General features: G+C 72.3%; 19 protein-coding genes and 1 riboswitch. Of the genes, 11 read left to right on the top strand and 8 right to left on the bottom strand.

Annotated elements, in window-relative coordinates:
- Positions 1-6 precede the first annotated feature (6 nt).
- From AB8735_RS31495 to AB8735_RS31470, 6 genes are read right to left on the bottom strand one after another with little or no spacing between them, the layout of a single operon-like run.
- Complete coding sequence (locus tag AB8735_RS31495) at positions 7-792, bottom strand: class I SAM-dependent methyltransferase (RefSeq protein WP_372411004.1); 786 nt, start codon at positions 790-792, stop codon at positions 7-9.
- Entirely contained in the window at positions 789-2,000 is a 1,212-nt protein-coding gene (locus AB8735_RS31490; protein ID WP_372411002.1) for an MFS transporter, read from the bottom strand. The genes AB8735_RS31495 and AB8735_RS31490 overlap by 4 nt, the downstream gene beginning before the upstream one ends.
- A complete protein-coding gene (locus AB8735_RS31485; protein ID WP_372411000.1) occupies positions 1,997-3,070 on the bottom strand; it encodes a dipeptide epimerase in 1,074 nt (357 codons plus the stop codon). The genes AB8735_RS31490 and AB8735_RS31485 overlap by 4 nt, the downstream gene beginning before the upstream one ends.
- The gene (locus AB8735_RS31480; RefSeq protein ID WP_372410998.1) at positions 3,067-4,149 is read right to left on the bottom strand and encodes a PLP-dependent cysteine synthase family protein; all 1,083 of its coding nucleotides are present in this window, start codon (positions 4,147-4,149) and stop codon (positions 3,067-3,069) included. The genes AB8735_RS31485 and AB8735_RS31480 overlap by 4 nt, the downstream gene beginning before the upstream one ends.
- Entirely contained in the window at positions 4,146-4,985 is an 840-nt protein-coding gene (locus tag AB8735_RS31475) for a Rossmann-like domain-containing protein (RefSeq protein WP_372410996.1), read from the bottom strand. Before AB8735_RS31475 ends, AB8735_RS31480 begins: the two co-directional genes overlap by 4 nt.
- Complete coding sequence (locus tag AB8735_RS31470) at positions 4,982-6,238, bottom strand: ATP-grasp domain-containing protein (protein WP_372410995.1); 1,257 nt, start codon at positions 6,236-6,238, stop codon at positions 4,982-4,984. Before AB8735_RS31470 ends, AB8735_RS31475 begins: the two co-directional genes overlap by 4 nt.
- A gap of 179 nt (positions 6,239-6,417) precedes the next feature.
- On the opposite strand from AB8735_RS31470, the gene AB8735_RS31465 reads away from it, so the two are divergent.
- From AB8735_RS31465 to AB8735_RS31455, 3 genes are all read left to right on the top strand, one after another.
- The gene (locus tag AB8735_RS31465) at positions 6,418-7,911 is read left to right on the top strand and encodes an alpha/beta hydrolase (RefSeq protein ID WP_372410994.1); all 1,494 of its coding nucleotides are present in this window, start codon (positions 6,418-6,420) and stop codon (positions 7,909-7,911) included.
- A 993-nt stretch (positions 7,912-8,904) separates the two neighbouring features.
- On the top strand, positions 8,905-9,708 hold the full coding sequence (locus AB8735_RS31460; RefSeq protein WP_372410992.1) for a TauD/TfdA dioxygenase family protein: 804 nt from the start codon (positions 8,905-8,907) through the stop codon (positions 9,706-9,708).
- Positions 9,709-9,740: 32 nt separating this feature from the next.
- Positions 9,741-10,664 (top strand): aromatic prenyltransferase, encoded by a 924-nt coding sequence (locus tag AB8735_RS31455; protein WP_344022178.1) that lies wholly within the window; start codon positions 9,741-9,743, stop codon positions 10,662-10,664.
- Positions 10,665-10,737: 73 nt separating this feature from the next.
- Here AB8735_RS31455 and AB8735_RS31450 read toward each other — a convergent pair whose 3' ends face one another.
- A complete protein-coding gene (locus AB8735_RS31450) occupies positions 10,738-11,556 on the bottom strand; it encodes a class I SAM-dependent methyltransferase (RefSeq protein ID WP_372410990.1) in 819 nt (272 codons plus the stop codon).
- A 719-nt stretch (positions 11,557-12,275) separates the two neighbouring features.
- On the opposite strand from AB8735_RS31450, the gene uppS reads away from it, so the two are divergent.
- From uppS to AB8735_RS31425, 5 genes are all read left to right on the top strand, one after another.
- Positions 12,276-13,031, top strand: coding sequence for a polyprenyl diphosphate synthase (gene uppS, locus AB8735_RS31445; protein WP_372410989.1), 756 nt, complete (start codon positions 12,276-12,278; stop codon positions 13,029-13,031).
- Between the two features lie 61 nt (positions 13,032-13,092).
- Positions 13,093-14,142: a hypothetical protein gene (locus AB8735_RS31440; protein WP_372410987.1), complete on the top strand. Its 1,050-nt coding sequence runs from the start codon at positions 13,093-13,095 to the stop codon at positions 14,140-14,142.
- Positions 14,139-15,113, top strand: coding sequence for a spirocyclase AveC family protein (locus AB8735_RS31435; protein ID WP_372410984.1), 975 nt, complete (start codon positions 14,139-14,141; stop codon positions 15,111-15,113). The genes AB8735_RS31440 and AB8735_RS31435 overlap by 4 nt, the downstream gene beginning before the upstream one ends.
- Positions 15,114-15,138: 25 nt before the next feature.
- Positions 15,139-16,515 (top strand): cytochrome P450, encoded by a 1,377-nt coding sequence (locus tag AB8735_RS31430; RefSeq protein WP_372410982.1) that lies wholly within the window; start codon positions 15,139-15,141, stop codon positions 16,513-16,515.
- Positions 16,516-16,614: 99 nt separating this feature from the next.
- Positions 16,615-17,877 carry an MFS transporter gene (locus AB8735_RS31425; protein WP_372410979.1) on the top strand — a complete coding sequence of 421 codons (1,263 nt, stop codon included), beginning with the start codon at positions 16,615-16,617 and terminating at the stop codon, positions 17,875-17,877.
- A 28-nt stretch (positions 17,878-17,905) separates the two neighbouring features.
- On the opposite strand, the gene AB8735_RS31420 is transcribed toward AB8735_RS31425, so the two are convergent.
- Positions 17,906-19,030 (bottom strand): HoxN/HupN/NixA family nickel/cobalt transporter, encoded by a 1,125-nt coding sequence (locus AB8735_RS31420; RefSeq protein ID WP_344022164.1) that lies wholly within the window; start codon positions 19,028-19,030, stop codon positions 17,906-17,908.
- A gap of 31 nt (positions 19,031-19,061) precedes the next feature.
- Positions 19,062-19,294, bottom strand: a riboswitch (cobalamin riboswitch).
- Positions 19,295-19,456: 162 nt separating this feature from the next.
- On the opposite strand from AB8735_RS31420, the gene AB8735_RS31415 reads away from it, so the two are divergent.
- The 3 genes from AB8735_RS31415 (at position 19,457) to AB8735_RS31405 (ending at position 24,123) form a co-directional block, all read left to right on the top strand.
- Positions 19,457-20,953 carry an APC family permease gene (locus AB8735_RS31415; RefSeq protein ID WP_344022162.1) on the top strand — a complete coding sequence of 499 codons (1,497 nt, stop codon included), beginning with the start codon at positions 19,457-19,459 and terminating at the stop codon, positions 20,951-20,953.
- A gap of 97 nt (positions 20,954-21,050) precedes the next feature.
- Positions 21,051-21,641 carry a YIP1 family protein gene (locus tag AB8735_RS31410; protein WP_372410975.1) on the top strand — a complete coding sequence of 197 codons (591 nt, stop codon included), beginning with the start codon at positions 21,051-21,053 and terminating at the stop codon, positions 21,639-21,641.
- A 496-nt stretch (positions 21,642-22,137) separates the two neighbouring features.
- A complete protein-coding gene (locus tag AB8735_RS31405; RefSeq protein ID WP_372410973.1) occupies positions 22,138-24,123 on the top strand; it encodes an ABC transporter ATP-binding protein in 1,986 nt (661 codons plus the stop codon).
- Positions 24,124-24,422: the final 299 nt, after the last annotated feature.

Genomic DNA, 24,422 nt, shown 5'->3' with positions numbered 1-24,422 from the left:
CATCCCTCACACCCTCACCGCCACCACATGCAGACGATCCCCATCCGCACCCCCTCCCACCCGGGGCCCCGCCCCCGCCCCCACCCGCGGCCCCGGCCCATCATGCAGAGCCAGCACCCGGAACCCATGCACCCCCAGCACATACCGCAGCTCCAGCGGGAACAGCAGCCGCCAGGCCGACCGTTGCTCCAGCGGCGCCGACCCGTCGTCCGCCGTCCAGACGCGCCGGCGGCGCAGCAGCTGGGCCGTCCGGTCGACGGACAGCGTCGTCTCGTGCGCGTACGTCACGCCCCGCCACGCGAACTCCCCGCGCGACGGCGCGTCCAGCAGCTCCGTCCGCCCCAGGAAGAACGCCCCGTTGCGCATCTCGGCGACGAGGAGCCCGCCGGGGGCCAGGGCGGCGCGGCAGGAGGCGAGCATCCCGTCCAGCTCCTCGTTCGCGTGGCAGTACAGGAACGCGCTGTCCAGGCAGACGACGGCGTCGAACGCCCCCGTCCCGAGGTCGAAGTCGCGCAGGTCGGCGCGGACGTACGACGGGCCGACGTGGTGCGTCCGCGCGTACGAGAGCATCTGCGGGGACAGGTCGGCCCCGGTGACCCGGCGCCCGGCCGTCCCGTGCAGCCAGGCCGCGTCCCGGCCCGTACCGCATCCGAGGTCCAGCACCCGCCGTCCCGGCGCCCCGTACCGCCGCAGGCAGTGCTCCGCCCAACGGGCGGCGACGCGCTCCGGGTCGGGGAACCGGGCCTCGTACAGCTCCGGATGGTCGGTGAGGAAGTTCGCGGCGGCGGTCATGCGTTCACCGCCACGGGCGCGGGCACAGGCGCAGGCACGGCGCCGCGTCGGCGCAGCACACCGACGGCGGCGGCGGACGCGGTGCCGAGCGCCGCGCAGCAGGCCCACGGCAGCCACTCCCGGCCCGTGTCCATGGCCCGGCCGACCACCGCGTTGCCGACGGCCGCCGCGATGCCCGACACCACGTAGAAGGCGCCGAAGTACGTGCCGGTCAGCTCCGGTCGCCCGAATTCCGGGACGAGTTCCATGACGAACGGCTGGGCCACCATCACCCCGAGGTACAGCAGCAGAGCGCTCAGGAGCACCGGCACCGGCCCCGCCGCCGTCATGGGCGGGACGAACGCCAGGCCCATCAGCAGCAGGCCGGAGCCGATCCAACTTGCCCTGTTCCCACGGGATTTGAGCGCGGAGGTGATGCGTACCTGGAAGGCCAGGTTGGCGAGCGTGCCCACCAGGAACAGGATCCCGGCCGCCCCCTCCCACCCCGTCGCGCGCCGTGCGCCGTGCGGCAGCAGCAGGTACAGCTGGTTCTCCAGGGTGAACATCCCGACCAGGGCGAGCGAGAACGCCAGGAACCGCCGGTCGCGGGCGACTTCGCGCCAGTCGGCCATGACGGAGGCCCCCGTGGGCGGCGGAGCCTCCCGCGCCGGGAGGACGAGCGCCTGGGCGACCGTGAGCAGGGCGAAGAGCGCGGCGGCGGTGAGCGCGGAGACGCGGAAGTCGACGAGGAGCAGGGCGCTGCCGAGCAGCGGCCCGAGCAGGGCCCCGGCGGTGGCGAAGACGTTGAAGAGGGCGAACGCCTCGACCCGCCGCTCCCCCGCCTCCCGCGCGAGATAGGCGCGGACGGCGGGGTTGAACAGGGCCCCGGCCAACCCGCTGAGCACGGACGCGGCCAGCAGCACGGCCAGTCCGTCCCCGAGCGCGAACAGCGCGAAGCCGACGGTGCGCAGGGCGCATCCGGCGATGATGACGCCCCGGGCGCCGAGCCGGTCGGCGGCCGAGCCGCCCAGGATGAAGAGCCCCTGCTGGCTGAGGTTGCGGACGCCGAGGACGATGCCGACGGCGGCGGCCGACAGGCCGAGGTCCTGGCCGAGGTGGGTGGCGAGGTAGGGGATCAGGAGGTAGAAGCCGGTGTTGACGCCGAGCTGGTTGACCAGCAGGAGGCGTATCGCGGGCGGGAAGCCGCGTATCTCGTGCCAGGTCTTCATGGTGCGGTCGCTCCTTGCGGGGATATCTGCGGGGATGCCTCGTACACGCCGAGGCCGGGTGCGTGCCCGGCCCGGACGGTGCCGTCGGTGCCGCCGATGCCCCGCCAGGGGTCGTGGGCGAGCAGCAGGTGCCCGTCGAGGTCGGCCCAGCGGGCGCGGCCGGCGAGGTGGACGGCGGGGGCGATGCCCAGCGAACTGGCGGTCAGGCAGCCGAGCATGAGGTCCGTGCCGCTGCCGTCCAGCGCCTCGGCGATGCGCAGGGCGGCGGACAGGCCGCCGCACTTGGCGAGCTTGACGTTGACGCCGTGGACGCGTCCGGCGAGGCGGCGGGCGTCCTCCAGAGAAGCCGCGTCCTCGTCGGCGATGACCGGTAGCGGCGAGGTCTCGGCGAGGCGGGCGAGCGCCTCGGGGTCGCCGGGGACGACGGGCTGTTCGACGGCCTCGACGCCCAACTCTGCGAATTGCGGGAGGAGTTCACGCGCCTGACGCAAGGTCCAGGCACCGTTGGGGTCGAGGAGCAGCCGGGCGCGCGGCGCGGCCCCGGCCACGGCCCGGACGCGGTCGAGGTCGTCCTGCGGATCGGGCGAACCGGCCTTCACCTTCAGCACCGTGAAGCCCGCCTCGGCCAGGCACCGTGCGTGCGACGCGGCTCGTCCGGCGTCCATGATGCCCAGCGTCCGGGCCGTGGGGACGGCCGGCGACGACTCCGCGCCGAGCAGGCGGTGCACGGGCGTTCCGGCCCGCTTGCCGACGAGGTCGAACAGCGCGGCCTCGACGGCGTCGGCGGCGATCGGCGGCGTCCCGTCGGGCAGCAGGCCGCCGTCGCGGGCGGCTTCCAGGGCGCTCTCGGGCGAGCCGAAGCGCGCCAGATCACGCCCGCACTCCGTCAGGTCACTCCGTACGGCGGCGGCATCGAGCCCGTAGTGGACGCTGGTCACCGCCTCGCCGTGGCCGCGCATCCCGTCGTGCTCGACCGTCAGCCACACCGCGTCGCGAGCGGCCATCACGGAGCGGGAGATGCGCAGGGGTTCGGCGAGGTGGAGGCGGGTGGTGCGGAGAGAGGTCTTCACTGGTCGGTCCCTTCCTTCGGCGGACAATGCGCCGAGTATGCGCACCGCGCCCATCCCGTCGCCTCCACCGCCCGCGGGTGCGGGATCTCCATGGGACGGGTGGCGGCCGCGGCGAGGTCCAGGCCGTGCGCGGCGGCGAAGTCGTCGTCGTAGACGGTGGAGAGGTAGCGGTGCGGACCGTCGGGGAAGACGGTGGCGACGACCGCGCCGGGGTGGACGCGGGCGGCCCAGGCGGCGACGAGGGCCGCGGCCCCGGTGGACCAGCCGCCGCTGACGAAGGCGCCGCGGGCCAGCAGGCGGCAGGCGGACGCGGATTCGGCCGGGCCCACCCAGTGGATCTCGTCGAACGCCTCGTGGGCGACGTTGCGCGGGTGGATGCTGCTGCCGAGCCCGCGCATCAGGCGCGCCCGCGCGGGCTGGCCGAAGATGACGGAGCCGGTGGCGTCCACGCCGACGAGCCGCAGTGCGGGCCAGCGGCGGCGCAGCGGCCCGATCAGCCCGGCGCTGTGGCCGCCGGTGCCGACGCTGCACACGAGGATGTCGAGGTGGTCGAGGGCGGCGGTGAGCTCGGCGGCGAGGGAGGCGTAACCGGCGGTGTTGTCGGGGTTGTTGTACTGGTCGGGCCAGTACGCGCCGGGGTGGCGCTCCAGCACCTCGCGCAGCCGGGCGAGGCGGGCGGCCTGCCAGCCGCCCTCCGCCGCGGGCCGGTCCACGATCTCCAGCCCGGCGCCGTGGGCGCGCAGGAGGCGGCGCATCGGGGGTTCGAGCCCGGTGTCGCCGACGAGGACGACGGGGTGGCCGAGGGCCTGGCCGGCGAAGGCGAGGCCGATGCCGAGGGTGCCGGAGGTGGACTCCACGACGGTGGCGCCGGGCCGGAGTTCGCCGCGTTCCCGGGCGCGGGTGAGCATGGAGACGGCCGCGCGGGCCTTCATGCCGCCCGCGCCGAGCCCTTCGAGCTTGGCCCAGAACCCCGGGTGGGGCAGGGGGAGTTCGGTGGTGACGCGGGTGAGCGGGGTGCGGCCGAGGAGTCCGAGCAGGTCGTGGTTGGCGCGCGGGGCGGTGCACAGGGCGGGGGTCACGGCATGCCTCCGTAGCGGTGGACGACGCCCCGTCCCCCGTCGAGCCAGAAGAACGGATACGGCTCGGCGCACACGGCGCTCACCCCCGCGCCGAGCAGCCGCGGCAGCACGGCGCTGCCGGTCTGGGCGAACGCCACCAGCTCCTTGCCGTGCCGCGCGGCGTGCTCGCGCAGCGGCTCGAAAGTGCCGTTGCCGAGGGTCATGCCGGAGACAAGGAACGCGTCGCAGCGGTCGGCGACGGCCGTGGCGTCGGTGCGGATCTTCTCGCCCCACTCGGTCGTCCCGCCCTTGAGGTCGCAGGGCTCGTAGGCCAGCCCGCGGTCGCGCAGCGCCTCCAGCAGGGAGTTGACGACGCCGACGACGAGAACCCGCTGCCCGGGGACGGCGCCGAGCAGGCCGACGACGGCGCGGGCCCGGGCGCGCGACTTGCGCAGCGAGTCGCCGGCGGGCAGGGACCAGGGCCGGGCCCCGTTGGCGGGGGTGTGCGGGAGGACGTGCATCAGGTACGCGTCCAGGGCCGCCGTGCGCACGGCGGCGAGCGGGTGCTCCAGGAGTTCACCGACGGGGCGGCCGGCGCAGGCGGCGGACGCGTCGTCGGGCAGGGTGCCGGGTTCCACGGCGCAGGAGCCGACGGCAGCGCCGACGCGCAGGCTGAGCACCTCGTTGCGGTAGCCGCCGTTGCGGCCGGAGTGGCGGACGCACTGGCTCGTGACGAAGGCGGTGCTGACGCGCAGGGTGCCCGGATCCGCTCCGAAGTCACCGTTCTTCGCGCGGAGTTCGAGGTCGGCCAGACAGGTGGCGGTGGGGCAGGTGGCGGTGGGACAGGCAGCGGTCATCGGCGCACCATCCGCGGGTGCAGGCCGGACAGCAGCTGCTCGACGCGGCGGCGGGCACCCGGCCCCTCGGGGTCGGCGGCCATGATGTGGCCCAGGTAGTCGTTGTTGCTGCCCCCGGCGCGCACGGTGGCGCCGGGGGCCGGGAGGTCCGCCTCCAGGACGCCCGGTTCGCCGGCGATGCCGGTCGCCCCTTCGATGCGGTCGAGGGTGCCTGCGGCCTCGGGCACGAGGAAGCCGATGGCGGCGCTGCGGAGTCCGGTCTCGCGCGGCGCGAGCCGGGGCGCGCGGCCCAGGGCGACGTCCACACAGGCGGCGGCGAGGTCGACGCCGGTGACGTGGCGGACGAGTTCGGTGATGCGGTTGCCCGCGGGGCGGGGGTTGACCTCGACGACGCGCGGCCCGCCGGGGGTGAGCTTGATCTCGGTGTGGGCGACGACGTCGTCGAGGCCGAGCGCCTCCAGGGCGCGCACGGCGGTGTCGACCGCCCCCTGCAGGGCCTCCTCCGAGAGGTCGGCGGGGAACATATGGCCCGTCTCGATGAACGCGGGTGCTCCGGCGACGCTCTTGTCGGTGACGCCGACGACATGGGTGTGCCCGGCGAAGGAGACCGTTTCGACGCTGACCTCGGGGCCGTCGAGCAACTCCTCCAGCAGGACGGCCGGTTCGCGCCGCTGGCCGCGCGCGTTGACGGGGAAGGCGGCGAGCGCCTCGTGCGCGGCGGCCAGCTCGTCCTCGTCGGCGACCCGGCGGACGTACATGCCCGCGCAGAGGTCGACGGGCTTGAGGACGAGGGGGTAGCCGAGGTCCCGGGCGGCCGCGCGGGCGGCGGGCAGGTCCGGGCAGAGGGCGAAGCGGGGCCCGGGCACGCCGGCCCGGCCGAGGACGCGGCGGGTGGCGTCCTTGCGGCAGGCGTCGGTGACGGCCCGGGCCGGGGGGCCGGGCAGCCCGAGGCGGGCGGCGATCCGGGCGGCGGCGGGGAGGTAGTAGTCGCAGGAGGTGAGGACGCCGTCGAAGCCGAGGGCGGTGTGCAGCCGCCCGGCCAGCGGCAGCAGCGTGTCCAGGTCGTTGGTCTCGGCGTTGACGACGGTGCGCGCCCCGAGGAGCGGGTGCCGGACGCCCTCCGGGGCGCCGCGCAGGTAGTGGTGGAGGTCGCGGGTGAGGAACGTGAAGGAGTGCCCTCCCTCCTGGATGGCGCGCGGCAGCAGCCTGCTCATCGATCCGACCCAGCTCTCGACCATCAGCAGGTGTCCCACAACGGCTCTCCTTCATGACGGGGGCGACCACGACGGCGCGACCGCGGCGAGGTGACACGGCGAGGTGACACGGCGGTGCGCCTTGACCGGGCATACCGTATCGATAATGATTGTCATTGTCATCTGCTGTCCCGTCAGCACCCCGCGCCACCGATTGCGAGCCCGTGAAGAAACGCACCGTGAAGGAACCCACCGCGAAGAAACGCACCGTCCCCCTGCTCTGCGCACTCCTCGCGACAGCCGCCGCCCTCTCCCCCACCGGAACGGCCTCCGCCGCCGCCCCCTCCCTCGCCTTCGGCCCGTGCCCCGACACGATGCCGGCGCCCGCCGCGCCCGCCCGCGTCGAGTGCGGCACGCTGACCGTCCCCCTCGACCGCTCCCGCCCCGACGGCCCCGCGCTGCGGATGGCCGTCTCCCGCGTCCGGGCCACCGGCACCCCCGCCGAGCACCGGGGCGTCCTCCTCGTCAACCCCGGCGGGCCGGGCGGCGCCGGCCTGGCGTACGCGGTGGCCAAGCGCGCCAAACTCCCCGAACGGGTGCGCCGCGCCTACGACGTCATCGGCTTCGACCCGCGCGGCGTCGGCCGCAGCGCGCCGGTCGGCTGCGGTGCGATGGGCGGCCTCTTCCGTCCCCCCGCACCGGACCCCGTGGCCCGCACCCGGGCCGCCGAAAGCACCCTGGCCGACCGGCTCCACCGCCTCGCCGACGACTGCGCGTCCGGCGCCGGCGCCGCCCTGCCCCACCTGTCCACCGAGGCCACCGCCCGGGACCTGGACGACCTGCGCACCGCGCTCGGCGAGGAGCGCATCGGCTTCCTCGGCGTCTCCTACGGCAGCTACCTCGGCGCCGCGTACGCCGCGCTGTTCCCCCGCCACACCGGGCGGATGGTGCTCGACAGCGTCGTGGCACCGATGCCCTGGTACGACTTCGACGTGATGCAGGCCGAGGCGATGCTGCGGCAGCGGACGACGCTGCTGGACTGGCTGGCCCGCCACGGAAAGCGCTTCGCGCTCGGCGACACCGGGCGCGCGGTCCGCGCGTCCTACGAACGCGCCCGCGCCCGGCTGGCCACCCGACCCGTCCGGGGCTTCGGCCCGGCCGAGTTCGACCGCACCGTCTACCGCGCCCTCGGGCGTACGGAACGATGGGCGCCGCTGGGCGACGGCCTGCGCACGTATCTCCGCACGGGCAGCGTCTCGGGCCTGCGCCCGGCGACCCCGTTCGACGCCCCCGACTCACGCAACTACGAGGCCGCCAACCGCGTCGTGAAGTGCGCCGACGGCCCGGGCCCCGACCCCGCCCGCGTCACCGCCGACGCCCGCCGGCTGCGCCGCCTCGACCCGCTTCCGGTCCTGACCGGAATCGAGGCGTCGGCATGCGCGTACTGGCACCACCGCCCGTCCCACCGAACGGAGTTGGGCGGACCGTCCGTCCCTCCGGTGCTCCTGGTCGCCTCGGACCACGACCCGGTCACCCCGCTCGCCGGCGCCCGCCGCATGGCCACGGCCCTCCCGGGCTCGCGCCTGGTGACGCTCGCCGACGACTACTCCCACGGCGTCTTCGCGAGCCGCGGCAACGCGTGCGTCGACGACACGGTGGCGGCGTACCTGGTGGACGGGGCGGTGCCCGGGGCGGACGTACGGTGCACGGGGGCCGGGCTGCCGGGGGCCTAGGGCGTGCCCGACGGGTCGGTCGCGAACGCGCCGCCCCCGGTCGCCCTGGCACCGAGCGGACAGACCGCCGTCACACGGAGCGCGCCGCTGAACGGACCGAACGTGTACCGGAATCCGTCCGTGCAGTCGACGAAGACGAACCACCGGCTCCCGTCGCAGGTGATCTGGAACGACCGGTCCGTGGGAAAGGACCCGGGACCACGCACCAGACCGTCCGCCTGCGCGCCGCTCCGTCCTCCGGGCCTCTCCGTGGACCGCGAAGTGCCTTTCCGCGAAGTGCCTTTCCGTGAACGGCCGCTCCGCAGATCGGTGGCCGAATAGCTCGCATTGCCGGGCGGCGCCGCGACGGAACTCCCCTTGGGATACGGCGCGCCGGCGGCACACACCATCGGAAACAGCCCCCCGCCGCCCCCGAGAACGAGCAATGCGCCGATTCCGGCCACACTCAGAGAAGGGAGACCTCTCATCCTGACCCCCTGTACGACCCGGCCGCCCGCCGAGCGCTGTTCGCTCGGTACGCGAACTGCCATGAGCGTCGGGGAGGGCCAACAAAGAGTCAAGGGATATTGACGGGCAGGCAATCATCACATTGCGTCGGCGATCTCCGCGGACCCTTCTCACCTCTTCGAAGAAACGTTTCATCCATATCTCCTGGGAGCCGGCGCTTTCACCCGTTCGGCCGCGTCGAACCCCGGCGCGGCCTTCCCGGAATTCCCCCTGCGTCCCCGCAACGATCCCGCACCGGACAGATCACCATGAACGCGGGATTCCGCAAGAGCGGCCCGACCGGCGGGCGCGGGCGGTCCTCCCCGCGCGCAACTTCGGGCGCGCCGTCGGCGGATGGCTCGACCTGCCGGGATCCAAGGGGATACCACTGGGCGGAATCGGACATACTAGCGAGGCTTTTCAGCCAACCCGTCTCATATCAGGGGCCTTTCCGTACCGGCCCCCCTAGCGTCACCTCCACTACGCACGAACAGAGGAGAAGTTGACGTGCCGCACAGCAAAATCGGGGGCGGGGTGACCGAACTCCAGCCGTTCGGAGCCATCCTGGACGCAGCGGACAGGGGGGACGACCTTCGGGCGATCCCGGTGGGAGAGCTTGAGGAGCTGACCCTCCAGCACCGTGTGCTCGTCGTACGCGGCCTGGACATGCTGCCGAAGGACGAACTCGTCGAGTACTGCCGGGGCTGGGGGGAGCTCCTCGAGTGGCACTTCGGGCACGTGCTCGACCTCGACATCAGGGAAGACCCGCAGAACTACCTCTTCACCAAGGGCGACGTCCCGTTCCACTGGGACGGGGCCTTCGCCGCCTCGACGCCCCGGTTCTTCCTCTTCCAGTGCCTCCAGGCACCGCCGGCCGGAGGGGGCGGCGAGACCGTCTTCTCCGACACGGCCCGGGTCCTGCGGGAGGCGAGCCCCAGTGACATCACCCTGTGGGAGAAGATCGAGATCACCTACCGGACGGACAAGGTCGAGCACTACGGCGGCCAGGTGACCGAGCGCCTCCTCTCGACACACCCGGTCACCGGCGAGCGGACGATCCGCTTCGCCGAGCCCCTCCCCCCGGAGCAGTATCTGAACCCGCTCTTCCTGACGGTCGACGGCGTCTCGCCCGAGGAGGGCGCCGCGGCGCTGGAGGACCTCACCCGGCGGCTGCACGACCCGAGCGTCTGCTACGCCCACGAGTGGCAGGACAACGACGTCGTCGTCGTCGACAACAACGCGCTGGTCCATGGCCGAAACCCGTTCCGTGGCGACTCCACCCGTCGCCTCCAGCGCGTCCAGATCGTCTGACCGGTCGCCGGACCCCGTACAGGAGAACACCAGTGATCGAGTCCGTGGACGCCGTCGCCTACAGCTCCGACAGGTTCTTCGCCGACCTGAAGAGCACGGCCGACGACATGGCAACGCCCTTCGACGAAGCGGGGGTCCGCAAGGCCCTCGATGTGTTCGAAGACGAAATGAACCGTTCAGTGGTGCAGCTGAAGACCACCACCAAGCCCGGTGACGGTCTTTACTACCGCTTCTTCTACAAGTGGGAGAACGACCTCCTGGACATCGCCCGCCGGAACGGCTTCGTCGGCCGGGAGGACGGACCGGTCGGGCGGCTCCAGCGCGAGGCGCTCGACGCGTTCTCCGGATCGACGCAGGCCGGCCTCGACTTCGAGGTCGGCCGGGGTCTGGCCAAGGTGTGGACGTTCACCGGGGTGCGGCCGGTCGAGGAACTCTTCGACCTTCCCTCGCTTCCCGCCTCGGTCCGCGCGCACGCCGAATTCTTCGCCCGCCACGGCCTCCGCCGGGTGTTCTTCGTCGCCTCCGACTTCCAGAGCGAGACGATGAACGTCTACCCGATCATCGAGGAGGACTGCCGCACCGAGGAATGGCTGCGTGAACTCGTGCGGGAGACCGGTGGTTCGTTCGCCGGTGCCCCCGACGCCGCCCACATGATGAGCTCGCTCGCGCGGACCGCCTGTCTGGGCATGACGTTCAGCTGGAAGCACGCCGAACTGCACCGCTGGGCGCTCTACAGCCTGAACGTTCCCGACGGCGGCCGGACGGAAATCCTGCCGGAACTCCCGCAGCACCTCGACGACTTCTACCAGAAGGCGCCGACGCTCAACGCGGTGCCGCAGACGAATGTCGCCTGGTCCTTCGGGCGTGCGGGCTTCTACACCAAGCTGGAGAAGAGCTACGCCAAGGACGCGAACCACTTCCTCACCACCGAGATGGGCTGCGATCTGCGTCGCTGACAACTGGTCTCCATGACATCCGTGTGCCGGTGAGCCCGAAAGGCCCACCGGCACACGGGTTTCGGTACCCCGCTCAATAGCGGAAACGTAGGATCCGCCACGAGTTGCGCAGCCGGGGCGTCCTGCCCATCGCCCACACACCGAACCGGTCGAGCGCCGAGAGCCGGTCGATTCCGGGCAGTTCGTGAGCCCGTACCGACCGCAGGAGCTTCACGCCCTCGTGCAGTTGCTCGATCTGGCGCGGGTCGTCGACGGCCCAGTGGAGCATCGCCCCGGAGTTCCGCACGGCGGGGATCAGGGGCTGCAGGCGGATACCCAGCGAGTCGAAGGCGTCGAAGAGCAGCTCTCCGCCGGGGAAGTGCTCCGTGATCCGGCGGATCAGACGTCTGCCCTCCTCCTCCCGGAGGTACATCGAGAGCCCCTCGAAGACCGCCACCGTCGGCCGGTCGGCTGGCAGTTGCTCCAGCCAGCCGTCCTCGGTCACCGAAGTGCCGATCGTCCGGTAGTCGCCCTCGGGCGCCCGGAGCAGGCGGTTGCGCAGGTCGACAACCTCGGGGAGGTCGACGTCGACCCAGCGGACGGTCGGCGGGGGCGCGAGCCGCTGGGCCCGGGTGTCCAGTCCGCAGGCCAGGTGCAGCACCGTGGCCCCCGGGTTCCTCGTGATGAACGCCTCGGTCCAGTCGTCGAGTTGCTTGCCCCGCATCGCCACCTGGGCGGCGTTCGCGGATGTCATCCGCGTGCGGTGGAAGTCGTAGTCGATCCGCTGGACCGCCTCGAACGCCGCGTCGTCGTGGAGCAGGGAACGGGGCGAACGGCTGTCGAGCGCCCGTCCGTAGAGGGTGGCGAGCATGGTCTCCGGGGCACCGGTGAGGGTGATTTTCTCGCGCTCCATACTTCCTCACGGTAGCGGCAGGGGCGCGGGTTCGGAGTTGTTCACTTCACGTTGTTCGCTCCACGTTGTTCGCTCCGCTCCCGTGTCACTCGCCTCGGGACGTCGCGCATGCCTCGAAGGCGCCGGTGTTCCCTGGCTGCCACCTCGTGCCGCACAGGAGTGCGGATGGAGCAACTCCGCACGGTCTATGCCTGGGGCACACTCAGCTCCGGATGTTTGCCCTGTGACGGCCAAAGCGCCCCCTGGCCCGGCTTGTTGGCCTCGGCTGCGACGAGTTGAGTGGGCAATGCGGTGAAGAGAACGACGTGCTGGTGTTCACAGGCGCACGGGTTCGACAGGTTCGCGCACCCTGCGTCCAGGGGGATTCTCCCGTGCGGGTCATGGGGGTGCGGCCGCCCGTCGTGGGCGCCCGGACCCATGGTGTTTCCGACCGGACGGCGGCGTGTGGTGGCCGGTCCGAGGAATATGAGGTGTCTGTCATGGCGTCGCCTGCTCTGCTGCCGGTCACCGCCCCTCCCCCGGCCGCCCCGGCGAAGACCGCCCGCCCCGGCGGTCCGCCGCCGGAGGGTGGCCGTCACCACGGACGGCATCCGCATCGGCAGATCCTGCAGGACCCTGGCCACAGTGAAGGCCGCGGTGAAGGGCATGGCGACGGGCACGGCGAAACGACCCGGGCGAAAACCACCGATGAGCATCACGCGCCTTCCCTGCCGGGCGACTTGACGGATGTCCTCCACCACGGCGGCAGGCCGCGGGAGCAGGCCCGCGCCGCGCATTCCGGCTCGTTCCCGCGGGTGCCCCGGCACCTGGCGGTGATCCTCGACGGCAACCGGCGCTGGGCCGACCGGCACCACTGCCCCGCCGTCGACGCGTACCGGGTCGGTGCCTCCCGGGTCCACGCGCTGATGACCTGGTGCGAGCGGGCCGGCATACCCTTCGTCACGGTGTGGGCGCTCTCCCAGGACAATCTGTACCGCAATCCCGGCACGGTCGCGGAGATCCTCCGGGCGGTCGTCGAAGGCGTCCGCGGCATGGCCGCCGAAGGGCGCTGGCGCATCCGCGTCATCGGCGACCTGGAGCGTCTGCCCTCCGATCAGGTCCGCGTGCTCCGCGAGGTCGAGGAGCGCACCTGCGGTCTGCCGGGCACCACCTTGAACGTGGCGATCGCCTACAGCGGCCGCTGGGACCTCGTCGACGCCGTGCGCGCGCTGACCCTGCTCCGGCACGACGGCCCACCGCGCTCCAGGAGCGTCATCGAACACCAGCTGGCCCAGCATCTGTCCACCGCCGGACAGCCCGAGGTCGATCTGCTCATCCGCAGCTCCGGAGAACAACGTCTGTCCGGGTTCATGCCCTGGCAGACCGCCGAAGCGGAGCTGTACTTCACCGGCACCCTGTGGCCCGACTTCGGCGAAGCCGACTTCGCCCTGGCCCTGCACGCCTACGCGGCGCGCGACCGCCGGCACGGCCGATAACCCTCCGGCCGCCAACCCTCCGACCGACAGCCCTCCGGCCGACGACCTCCGGAAAACACCCATGCCCCAGGACCTTGAGTTCGGCATCCCGTTCCCCGCCCGCGTCAGCCCCCATGTCGCCCATGCAGAAGCCCACACCGCGCGGTGGGCCGCCGCGCACCGGCTCGCCGGAACCACCGCCCTCCGCGCCCTGTTCGCGATGGCACTGGCCGACTGCACCGGCCGGATGCTGCCCGACGCCGACGCGGCCGGCCTGGCGCTCGGCCACGACGTGCTGTGCTGGATGGCCCTGTGGGACGACCAGTTCACCGGCCCCGCGGGAGCGGACCCGGACGAGGCCGAACGGCGCTGCCGCGCCCTCCGCGAGGTCGTCACCCGCCTGCCCGCCCCCACGGTTCCTGCCGGGGCACCGCCCCTCGTCGCCGCCTGGCTCGATCTGTGGCACCGCATCAGCGGCCGTATGAGCCCCGCGTGGCAGGCCCGGGCCGCCCGCAACTGGCACGGCTGGATCGCCGGCCCGATCCACGAATCCGCACGCCGCCGGGCCGGCGGATCCCTGGACCTCGACGACTACCTCCGCATCCGCCGCGTCACCATCGCCGCACAGATCTGGCTCGACATCGGCGAATCCACCGGCGGGTACGAACTCCCCGATGCCCTCCGCGACTCCCCGGCCGTCCAGGCGATGCGGACTGTCACCACCGATGTGTGCGTCTTCGCCAACGACATCTGCTCGGTCGAGATCGAAGAGGCGCACGGCGACACCGAGAACGGCCTCCTGGTCCTGGAGCGCACCACCGGTCTCGACCGGGCCGGGGCCGTCCGCGCCCTGATCTCCCGCATCCACCGCCAGGTGGCGTTCTTCCAGTACCTGGAGCAGCGCCTGCCCGAATGCTGCGCCCCCGCAACGGACCACGACGGCCTGCGCGCTCACGTCGCCACCATGAAAGCGCTGATGCACGCCGCGGACGCGTGGGACCGCGCGACCGTCCGCTATCGCCCCCACGACAACCCCCACCTCTCCGCCTACCGCCAGTGGCTCCACGTCACAGCGACCGCCACCGGTCACCCGCAGCAGCTCCGGACACCGCCAGAGAGGCAAGCGCCATGACCCGACGAACCGCCGGAATCCGGCTGAACGGCCCGCACGGGACGGCCGTTTGGCGAACGCCGGTCATGTGGTGCGCCGCCGCGGGCCTGCTCTCCGTCCTGGCCGCGGTCGCGGTCCTGACCCCCTGGCTCGTCGACGGCGGATGGCACCCCGTCGCTCCCCGCGCCTATCACATCTCCACCGGCCGGAAGGTCTTCTCCTGGGTCTTCCAGGGGATCGTGCTCCTCGCCCTCGTCGCCGTCGCCGTCAAGGTCGTCCGTGGATGCCGGAGGGCCCGGGAGATCACCTTCGAGGCCGCCCTCTACCTCGGCTGGCTCACCGGCCTGTGGCAGGCACCGCTCGTCAACTACCGCGAGATCATGGCCACTCAGAACCGCTATATGATCCATGTCGCCTCCTGGGGTCCCTACCTCCCCGGGTGGCACGGCCCCCACCCGGAACAGCAAGTGGAGACGCTGTTCGCCGCGTCCGGCCTCTCCTACGGCATGACGATCTTCTGGTACTGGGCCGCGGACCCGGCCATCGGCCGCATCGTCGGGCTCCGCGAGCGCTGGACCCGTACCCGTCTCGTCCTCGTCACTCTCGCCGTCGCCGTCGTCGCCTCGACGGCCGTCGAGACCCTCTACCTGCAAGGCGGCTCGTACAGCTACAACCATGCCATCCGGAGCTTCTCCCTCTTCGGCGGCCACTGGTACCAACTCCCCCTGACCGGCGTCCTCATCATCGCCCTGTGCCTGGTCACCCCCATGGTCGCCATGAAGCACTGGGCGCGGATCGGCGGGCGGGAGATCTGGGCGTTCCAGGGTTCGGAGCTCCTCACCCGCCGCGGCCGGACATGGGCCCGGCTGCTCTCCGGGATCGGCATCGCCAACGTCGCCTACCTGGGCTACATGGTCCTCAATCTGCCCGTGTCCTACGCCGGCGGACCGCCCCCCGCGGACATGCCCGGCTATCTCCGGCTCCTGCCGTAGGCCCGAGGGAACAGGAGCCAGACCCATGGAACTCTCCCAGGTCCCCGTCGCCCCCGCGCGGCTCCCCCTCCTCGGTCACACCATCCCGGTCCTCACCCGCCCCACGGCCTTCTTCACCTCGCTGAGCTCCCTCGGCGGCATCGTCCGGATCGGCGTGGGACCGTCCCGCGCCTACGTCGTTACCGACCCGCTCCTCGTCCACTCCCTGCTCGTGAAGCAGGCGGACGCCTTCGACAAGGGCCGCCTCTTCGACAAGACCCGGCCCTTCCTCGGCAACGGCCTCCTCACCTCCGCCGGTTCGTTCCACCTGCGGCAACGCCGTCTGATGCAGCCCCTGTTCAGCCCTGCCCGGATCACCCGCTACGCCGACCGGATGGCACGGCAGGCCCGTGCCATGACCGCCGCCTGGCAGCCCGGCACCCGCGTCGAACTGGCCCAAACCCTGGAGGAATTGGCCCTCACCATCGTGGTCGATGCGCTGCTGTCCACCACCGCGTCGCCCCGGGCCGGTGCGGAGATGCGGCGCTCGCTGCGGACCGTGCTGCACGGCGTGACCACCCGTACCTTCCTGCCCGACTGGTGGGAGAGGCTCCCCACGCCGGGGAACCGGCGCTTCGACGCCGCCGCCGAAAGGCTCCGCGGCTCCCTGGACGAACTCGTCCGGTCCACGCCCCCGTCCACGGATCCGGACGGCGGAACACTGCTGTCCGTCCTGTTGGAGGCCCCCTGTAACGCCCCTTCCGGCGAAGTCGACGCACAGGTACGCGTCGACGTCCAGGTACGCGACGAACTGGTCTCCCTGCTCGCCGCGGGATTCGAAACCACCGCCGCGGTGCTCACCGCGGCGCTCTACGAGATCGGCCGGCACCCCTCGGTGGAGGACCGCCTGCACACCGAGCTGGACGAGGTCCTCGGCGGAACCCGGGCGGTCACCCACCGGCATCTCCCCGGACTGCGCTACACCCGCTGTGTCATCGCGGAGACCCTGCGGCTGTACACACCGGGCTGGCTGATCACCCGGCGCGCCGTACGGGACGTGGCGCTCGGCGGCGTCCGGCTCCCGGCGGGAACCTCCTTGTTCTTCAGCGCGGAGGCGATCCACCGGGATCCCGCCGTCTATCCCGACCCCGAGGCCTTCGCCCCGGGCCGCTGGCTGGACCGTACGGTCAGGGATCTCCCTCCCGGTTCCTACATTCCGTTCGGAGCGGGGAACCGGCAATGCATCGGCAACACCTTCGCGTTGACGGAAATGGCCGTGATCCTCGCGTCGGTCTGTTCCCGGTGGCGTCTGCTGCGGACGACCGACGCCGCACCCGACGTCATCCACCGCGCCATTCACCGGATCAGCCGTCTCGAAATGATCGCGCAGCCACGGCCCGACGACCGGGCCTCCCCGCCCTGACCCCGGCGGCCCGCCTGCTCCGTCCGGGCGGGCGCTCGTGCCCCGGCGGCGACGGCGGTCGTTGTGCCGCCGGGGCCGGGCGACGGACAGGAGCCGACCGTGGTACGGGGACGGGTGCGGGCCGTGCTCGCGGAGCCGAACTTCCGGCTCTATCTGGCCGGGCAGGGGCTGAGCCTCGTCGGGACGTGGATGCAGGCGGTGGCGCAGCCATGGCTCGTGCTGCAACTGTCGCATTCGGGAACGGTGCTGGGGCTGAGCACCGCCGCGCTGTTCCTGCCCGTGCTGCTGCTGGGCCCGTACGGCGGGCTGGTGGCCGACCGGGCGCACAAGCGCCGGCTCCTGTTCCTCACCCAGGCCGCGTTCCTGCTGCTGGCCCTGGGGCTGGGGGTGCTCACCGTGACCGGGGCCGTGCGGCTGTGGCAGGTCTTCGTGATCGCCCTGCTGATGGGGGTGGTGAACGCGGTCGACACCCCGACGCGCCAGACGTTCGTCCCCGAACTGGTCGGCCGGGCCCTGATCCGGGACGCGGTCTCCGTCAACAGCGTCATGGTCAGCGCCACGCGCGCGATCGGTCCCGGGGTGGCGGGAGTCGTCATCGCGGTGGCGGGCGCGGGCGTCTGTTTCCTGGTCAACGCCGCGAGCTTCGTCGCGGTCCTCGCCTCGCTGGCCCTCATGCGCGCCGGCCGGCTGCGGCCGACGCCGCCGGTGGCCCGGGAGCCGGGGCAGGTCAGGGAGGGACTGCGCTATGTGCGGGGGCAAACAGGGCTTTGGGCGCCGCTGCTGATGCTGGCCGTGGTCGGCACGCTGGCCTACGAGTTCCAGGTGGTGCTGCCCCTGCTGGCGGTGGACGATCTGCACGGCGGTTCCCGGACGTACGGATACATGACATCCGCCATGGCGCTGGGGGCGGTCGCCGGCGGTCTGGCCGTCACGCTCCGGGGACGGGCGGGGGTGCTGCCGCTCACCTGCGCGGCGGCCGGGTTCGGCCTCGCGATCCTCGCCGCGTCCCTCGTCCCGACGCTCACGGCGGAGCTGGTGGCGCTGCCGTTCGTGGGTGCGGCCGGCACCTTCTTCCTGGCCACCGTGAGCACCACGCTCCAGATGACCAGCCAACCGCGCTTCCGGGGGCGGGTGATGGCGCTGTGGTCGGTGATGTTCATGGGCAGCACGCCCGTCGGGGGGCCGGTCGTCGGCGCGGTCGCCGACGTGCTCGGGGCCCGTGTGGCCCTGGGGCTCGGCGCGCTCGCGTGCGCCCTGGCCACCGTCGTGGGGCTCGTGGTGCTCCCCCGACTGCCGCCCGATCGGCGGGTGTTGCCGCACATCGCGCCGGAGGAGGACGGGCCGGGAGCCGGGCGGCGGTGACGCCTCCGGGTCCCGGCGGTACGGGGTCTCAGCCCTCCGCGGCGGCCGACCGCGCCGCCCACCTCTCCTCCACCTTCGCGAAGCGCCAGTACGCCAGGGCCGCCGCCCAGACGACCACGAACAGGCCGACGATGACGAAGCCGACGTTGTCGAGGTTGAGCGCGGCGATCCAGGAGCTGACCGGGTCGTCCATGTCGAGCTTCTCGTGGAGGACGCCGACCAGCTCGATCGTGCCGATCAGGAAGGCCACGGCGATCGACAGACCGGTGATGGTGAGGTTGTAGTAGACCTTCCGGACGGGGTTGGAGAACGCCCACTGGTAGGCGAAGTTCATGAACGTGCCGTCGAGCGTGTCGAAGAGGCTCATGCCGGCGGCGAAGAGCAGCGGCAGGCAGAGGATCGCGTACCAGGGCAGGCCCGCGGCGGCGCCGCTGCCGGCCATCACCATCAGGGTGACCTCGGTGGCCGTGTCGAAGCCGAGGCCGAAGAGGAAGCCCAGGGGGTACATCTGGCCGGAGCGGGTGATGGACTTGGTGAAGCGGCCGAGGATGCGGTTCATGAAGCCGCGGGAGTCGAGGTGCTGCTCCAGCTCCCGTTCGTCGTAGCGGCCCTGGCGCATGGCGCGGAAGATGCGCCGGATGCCGACGAGGGCGACGAGGTTGAGCGCGGCGATGAGGTAGAGGAAGCCGCCGGAGATGCTCGTGCCGACGACACCGAGGGTCTGGTGGGTCGTGGAGTCCTCGTCCATCAGCTTTCCGGCGAGCTGGGTGCCGCCGCTGACGAGCAGCGTCAGGAGGACGACGACGCTGGAGTGGCCGAGCGCGAACCAGAAGCCGACGGAGACGGGACGCTTGCCGTCCGCCATCAGCTTGCGGGTGGTGTTGTCGATCGCCGCGATGTGGTCGGCGTCGAAGGCGTGCCGCATGCCGAGGGTGTAGGCGGTGATGCCGAGGCCGACGCCGTAGACCTTGGAGCCCACTTCGTAGTGGTTCGGGACGACGAGCAGGAAGAGGACGCCGAAGGCGACGACATGCAGGAGGGCTATGACGCCCAGCAGGACGGCGGTGCGCACGGTGTCCTCGCGGCGCCAGCGGAACGAAGGCGCCCGGACGGCGGTCGCGGTGCCGCCGGGGGCAGCGGTGGGCAGGGTCATCTGAGAGTCACGCTCCAGCACCTCGTGGAATCCGTTCGTGAGATGCCGTGGCCGGTCTCCTGGCTGACGGGTTCGTTCGCGCCCGCCCCTGCCTTCCCGGCAGCCGGATGCTGCCAGTGGCTCCGCGCGCGCCGTGGGGAGGTCCCCGGCCGGGCACGCGGAACGGGACGGTAACTCCCCGATCACAGTGGCGAGGGCCGCTCCGGACTCGGAACCAAAGGCTCCTCACCGGTCTTCCCGAACACCACGGCCGGGCCACTGTAGCGCCCCCGTCTGCGCGAATGCGGCGAGAGTGGCGATTGTCATGCTCTGCGCAGCGGAACCCCTCCCACCGGTCACGACCCGCCGCGCACGAGTCTTGACTCGGTGGTGACCCCGGCGCCACAGTCACCGCACCCCACCGCGCTACGAGAGGCAGGCACCGCCATGGCAGACGGAGCGAACGAGCCGGACGGGCAGGTCGGATTCGTCCGCCGGATCGGGCTGTTCCAGGCGACGGCCATCAACATGAGCCAGATGTGCGGCATCGGGCCCTTCGTCACCATCCCGCTCATGGTCGCGGCGTTCGGCGGCCCGCAGGCCGTCATCGGCTTCCTCGCCGGGGCGGTGCTCGCGCTCGCCGACGGGCTGGTGTGGGCCGAGCTGGGGGCCGCCATGCCGGGCGCGGGCGGCAGTTACGTCTATCTGCGGGAGGCCTTCCAGTACAGAACCGGCAAGTTGCTGCCGTTCCTGTTCGTCTGGACGTCGATGCTCTACCTCCCGCTGGGGATGGCCAGCGGCGTCATGGGCTTCACCCAGTACCTGGGCTATCTCTGGCCGGGCATGAGCCAGTTGGAGGGCGACCTCGTGGGGCTCGCGCTGATCGTGGGCATCGTCGCGCTGCTGTGGGGCCGGGTGGAGAACATGGCCCGGATCACGACCGTCATGTGGTGCGTGATGATCGTGGCCGTCCTCCTCGTCATCGTCGCCGCGTACGCCAACTTCAGCCCCGGCCGCGCCTTCACATACCCCGCGCACTCCTTCGAGCTGACGTCCAACCACTTCTGGATCGGCTTCGCGGCGGGGCTGACCATCGGCATCTACGACTACGGGGGCTACTGGACCACGGCGTACATGGGCGCCGAGATCAAGAACCCCGGCCGCAACCTGCCCCGTTCCATCATCTGGTCCATCCTCGGCATCATGGCGATCTACCTGCTGCTCCAGGTGGGCACCCTGGGCGTCGTCGACTGGCAGGACATGCTCGACCCGGACAACATGGCGTCCACGTCGGTCGCTTCGGCGGTGATGGAGCGGACCTGGGGCAAGGGGGCCGCCGACGCCGTCACCGTACTGATCCTCGTCACCGCCGTCGCCTCCGTCTTCACCGGGCTGCTCGGAGGGTCCCGCATCCCCTACAACGCGGCCCGGGAGAAGGTCTTCTTCCGCCCGTTCGGCACGCTGCACCCGCGGCACCGCTTCCCGGTCCTCGGCCTGCTGACGATGGGGGCGATGGGCTGCGTCGGCTATCTGATCGGCCGTCACACCGATCTGGCCACGCTCATCCAGCTGTTGACCACGGTCATGGTGCTGGTGCAGGCGCTCGGCCAGATCGCCGCCGTGACCGTGCTGCGCCGCCGCCAGCCGGGGCTGCGGCGGCCGTACCGGATGTGGCTGTATCCGCTGCCGAGCCTGCTGGCGCTCGCCGGATGGCTCGTCATCTACGGCTACGCGGACCGGAACTCGCCGGGCCGGCACCCCATCGAATGGTCGCTGGCCTGGTTCGGCGCGGGGTGCGCGGCGTTCGTGCTGTGGGCCCGCCGCGAGCGGATCTGGCCGTTCGGTCCGCGGGAGATCCGCGAGGAGTTCCTGGAGCGGGGCGGCGAGGACCCGGCGCCGGAGGCCGACGCCGACCCCGGTCCCGTGGAGCCGACGCCCGCCTGACGGGCCGTCCGACCCCTTGACATCCGGCGTCGCGCGTGGACCGTCGTACACGACCCGGACTCGGGGCTTCGGACCGTACGGTGATAGAACGGCACCCATGCCCCCGACCACCACGACCGCTCCCCGCACGCCCGGCGCAGGACCCCGCCGGCTCTTCTGGCACCGGCTCATACTCGGGCTCTGGTACCGGCCCGTCGAGGTCCTCGACGAAGCCCGGGACCGGAGCGTCTGGGGAGCCGCCATGTTCCTGTGCCTGCTGTGCGGGGCGCTGGGCACCCTGGCCAAGGACTCCTTCTGGGCACAGTGGGACGTGAGCCCGTCCCTCGCCCTCCAGGCGATGGCCATCGGCTCGGCCGCCGTGCTGTTCGCCAGCGTCCTGCTGGGCCTGGTGACCCACGCCATCGCCCGCCGCCTCGGCGGCAACGGCCGTATCGGCCCCACGGCGAGCCTGTTCGTCCTGATCTTCTGGGCCACGGACCTGCCGCGCCTGGTCCTCGACGTCTGGCTCTCGGCGAGCTCCGTCCCGGTCCGCGCCGCGGCCTCCGTGACGACCGCCTTCGGCTGCGCGCTGGCCACCCTGCTGATCCGCGGGCAGCACCATCTGTCCACGCGCAAGGCGGTGGCCTCGGTGAGCATCCAGATGATCGCGGCGGTGGCGCTGCTGAAGTTCCCGCCCGGCAGCGGGTGAGACGGCGGGTCTCCTTCCGTACCCGGCCGTCGGCCCGGCGACTCCCGTCGCCGGGCCGGCGGCCTTCTTCGTGCCCGCGTCACGTCCCCGCCCTTCCCCCGCCCCCGCGTTCGCGAACGCCGGACGGCCCGGGGGTCCCGCACGGCCCGGCGGACCCCGTTTCTTGATCGTTCCCTGGGGCGAAGCAAGTCCCGGATGGGGTGAACGGCCACGCGAGGGTGAATCGCACAACGGCCGCTCCGGCCTCCCTCTTGGGATTGCTGGGCCGTTGACGTCCCTTCGTACTCACGACCGACGGACCGCCCGTGCGGGCCCGTGACGTAGCCCGTTAGGGCGCCGTTTCCCGAGCGCATGTTCCGGTGCGAGGTCAACGAGGAGGCGCAGTGCATCACCGTCACGGCGGTCACACGCACACCACTGGCAGGCTGTTGTTAATCGAACGCGTCGGTTTCGAACACGGCGGCCCGGGCGACGGCCTCCGGCCCGGGGAGGCCGCGTGAGCACGCGGGAGGACACCGGGTCGGATGCGGGATCGGAGTCGGAGCGGCTGCTCTTCGGAGGGCCGCTGGTGCACGACGCGGGGTGGGCGCAGCACGAGCGCCGGTATCTGGAGATGTCGCTGTGGGCGATGGCGAAGCGGCTGCCGCACCTGGTGGCGACGACCGTCCGGCTGGCCCGGCGGGCGGACCGGCGGGCGCTGCGCACCGTGGGGGTCTCGGAGCTGGTCCGGGGAGTCGCCCAGGCCGTGGCGCTGGTGGCGGTGAACAGCGTGCTGGCCGCCGTGACGCTCACCGGGAGCGTCCAGCACCGGCTGTGGCTGGCGACCCCGGCGATGGTCGCGGCGGCGCTCGCGTCCGCGGTCGGGGCCGTGGCGCAGTCGTTCTCGACGTCGGGGCAGGGGCGGCTGGAGCCGAAGGTCGAGCGGGTGGCGACCGAGATGTATCTGGAGCACGTCGTCCGGGTGGAGATGGCGGCGATCGAGGACGCCGCGTTCCACCGGCTGCTGGACTCCGCGCAGTACGGGGCGTCGTCGGCCCGCCGGATGATCCACTACTGCACGGCGGTGGTCGGGGCGCTGATCTCGTTCGTGGCGGCGGCCGGTGTGCTGACCGTGCTGCATCCGGTGCTGCTGCCGCTGCTGGTACTGATGACGGTGCCGCGGTCGTGGGCGTCGTTGCGCAACTCCCGGGCGCGGTACACGAGTTTTCTGCGCTGGGTGCAGCACTCCCGGGCGGGGCGGCTGTTGAGCCAGACGCTGACGAAGACCGGACCCGCGCCGGAGATCCGGGTGCACGGCGTCGGGCCGTTCATGCTGCGGCACTTCCGCGGCATGTCGGAGAGTTCGGAGGCCGAGCAGACCCGGCTGGCCCGGGACGCGGCCCGGGTGCGGCTGCTGGCCGCCGCCCTGACCGGGCTCGCCACGGCGGCGACATACCTGGCGCTGATCGGCCTGCTGCTGACCGGGGTGATGGACCTGTCGGTGGCGGGCACGGCCGTCCTGGCCACGCGGGCCGGGGCGCAGAGCCTGTCCACGCTGGTCCTCCAGGTCAACAACCTCTACGAGGAGGCCGGGTTCATGGGCGACCTTGAGCGGCTGTGCGAGGAGTCCGCGAAGCGGGCCATCCCGGTGGGCGGACTGCCCGTGCCGGAGGACCTCTCGGAGATCCGCTTCGAGAACGTCACCTTCTCCTACCCGCGCGACGAGGCGGACGAGGCGTCCGTGGAGAAGGTCGCGCTGCGGGACGTGAGCCTCACCGTTCCGGTGGGCAGGGTCGTCGCGCTGGTCGGCGAGAACGGGTCCGGGAAGAGCACGGTCTCCAAGCTGCTGGCCGGGCTGTACCGGCCGACCGGCGGGCGCGTCCTGTGGGACGGGGTGGACGCGGCGGAGCTGGACCGGGCCCAACTGTTCGCCCGGATCGCGATGGTCAGCCAGGACTTCCACCGCTGGCCGTTCACGTTCCGGATGAACATCGCGATCGGCCGCGCGGACCGGCCGCCGGCGCGGGAACGGCTGGCCGAGGCGGCGGAGCACTCCGGCGCGGACCGGGTGGCGGAGGAACTGCCGCGCGGCTGGGACACGTTGCTCGCCCGCGGCTACGTGGGCGGGCACGAGATCTCCGGCGGCCAGTGGCAGCGGATCGGCATCGCGCGGGCGCGGTACCGGGGCGGGCGGATCCTCATCGTCGACGAGCCGACGTCCGCGCTGGACGCGCGGGCGGAGCTGGAGGTGTTCGAGCAGATCCGGAAGCTGGCGGACGGCGGTCAGACGGTGCTACTGATCACGCACCGGCTGGCGTCGGTGCGGCACGCGGATCTGATCCATGTGCTGGAGCGGGGGCGGCTCCGGGAGAGCGGGACGTTCGAGGAACTGCTCGGGAAGCGGGACGGGTTGTTCCGGGGGATGTACGAGTTGCAGCGGGCGCAGTATGCGGGTGGGGTTCCGCGGCAGCGGAGCGGGGGTGGTGCCGATGTGACGCGGTGACCGGCGTTGGGCCGGGGGTTTTTGCCCCTGGCCCGCCCTTTCACCGTTTCTTTGCGCTCCGCGCGGGTTGTCCTCAAGCGCCGGACGGGCTGTTCAGCCCGTCCGGCGTTTGAGGACGAACGCGGCGCAGCCGCGTTGCGGGCCGAGGGGCGGAGCCCCGGAAGAAACGGTGAAAGGGCGGGCCGGGGGCAAAACCCCCGCCGCCCACCGGGCGCACGCCACACCAACGCCCCCAAAAGCCAAAGGCCCGCCCGGTGCGACGGGGGATGCACACCGGGCGGGCTCGATGTCTTTTCTAC

It is taken from the genome of Streptomyces luteireticuli (genome assembly GCF_041519305.1).
GTDB classification, from domain to species: domain Bacteria; phylum Actinomycetota; class Actinomycetes; order Streptomycetales; family Streptomycetaceae; genus Streptomyces; species Streptomyces luteireticuli.
This window is presented reverse-complemented; position numbering and strand designations above follow the sequence as displayed.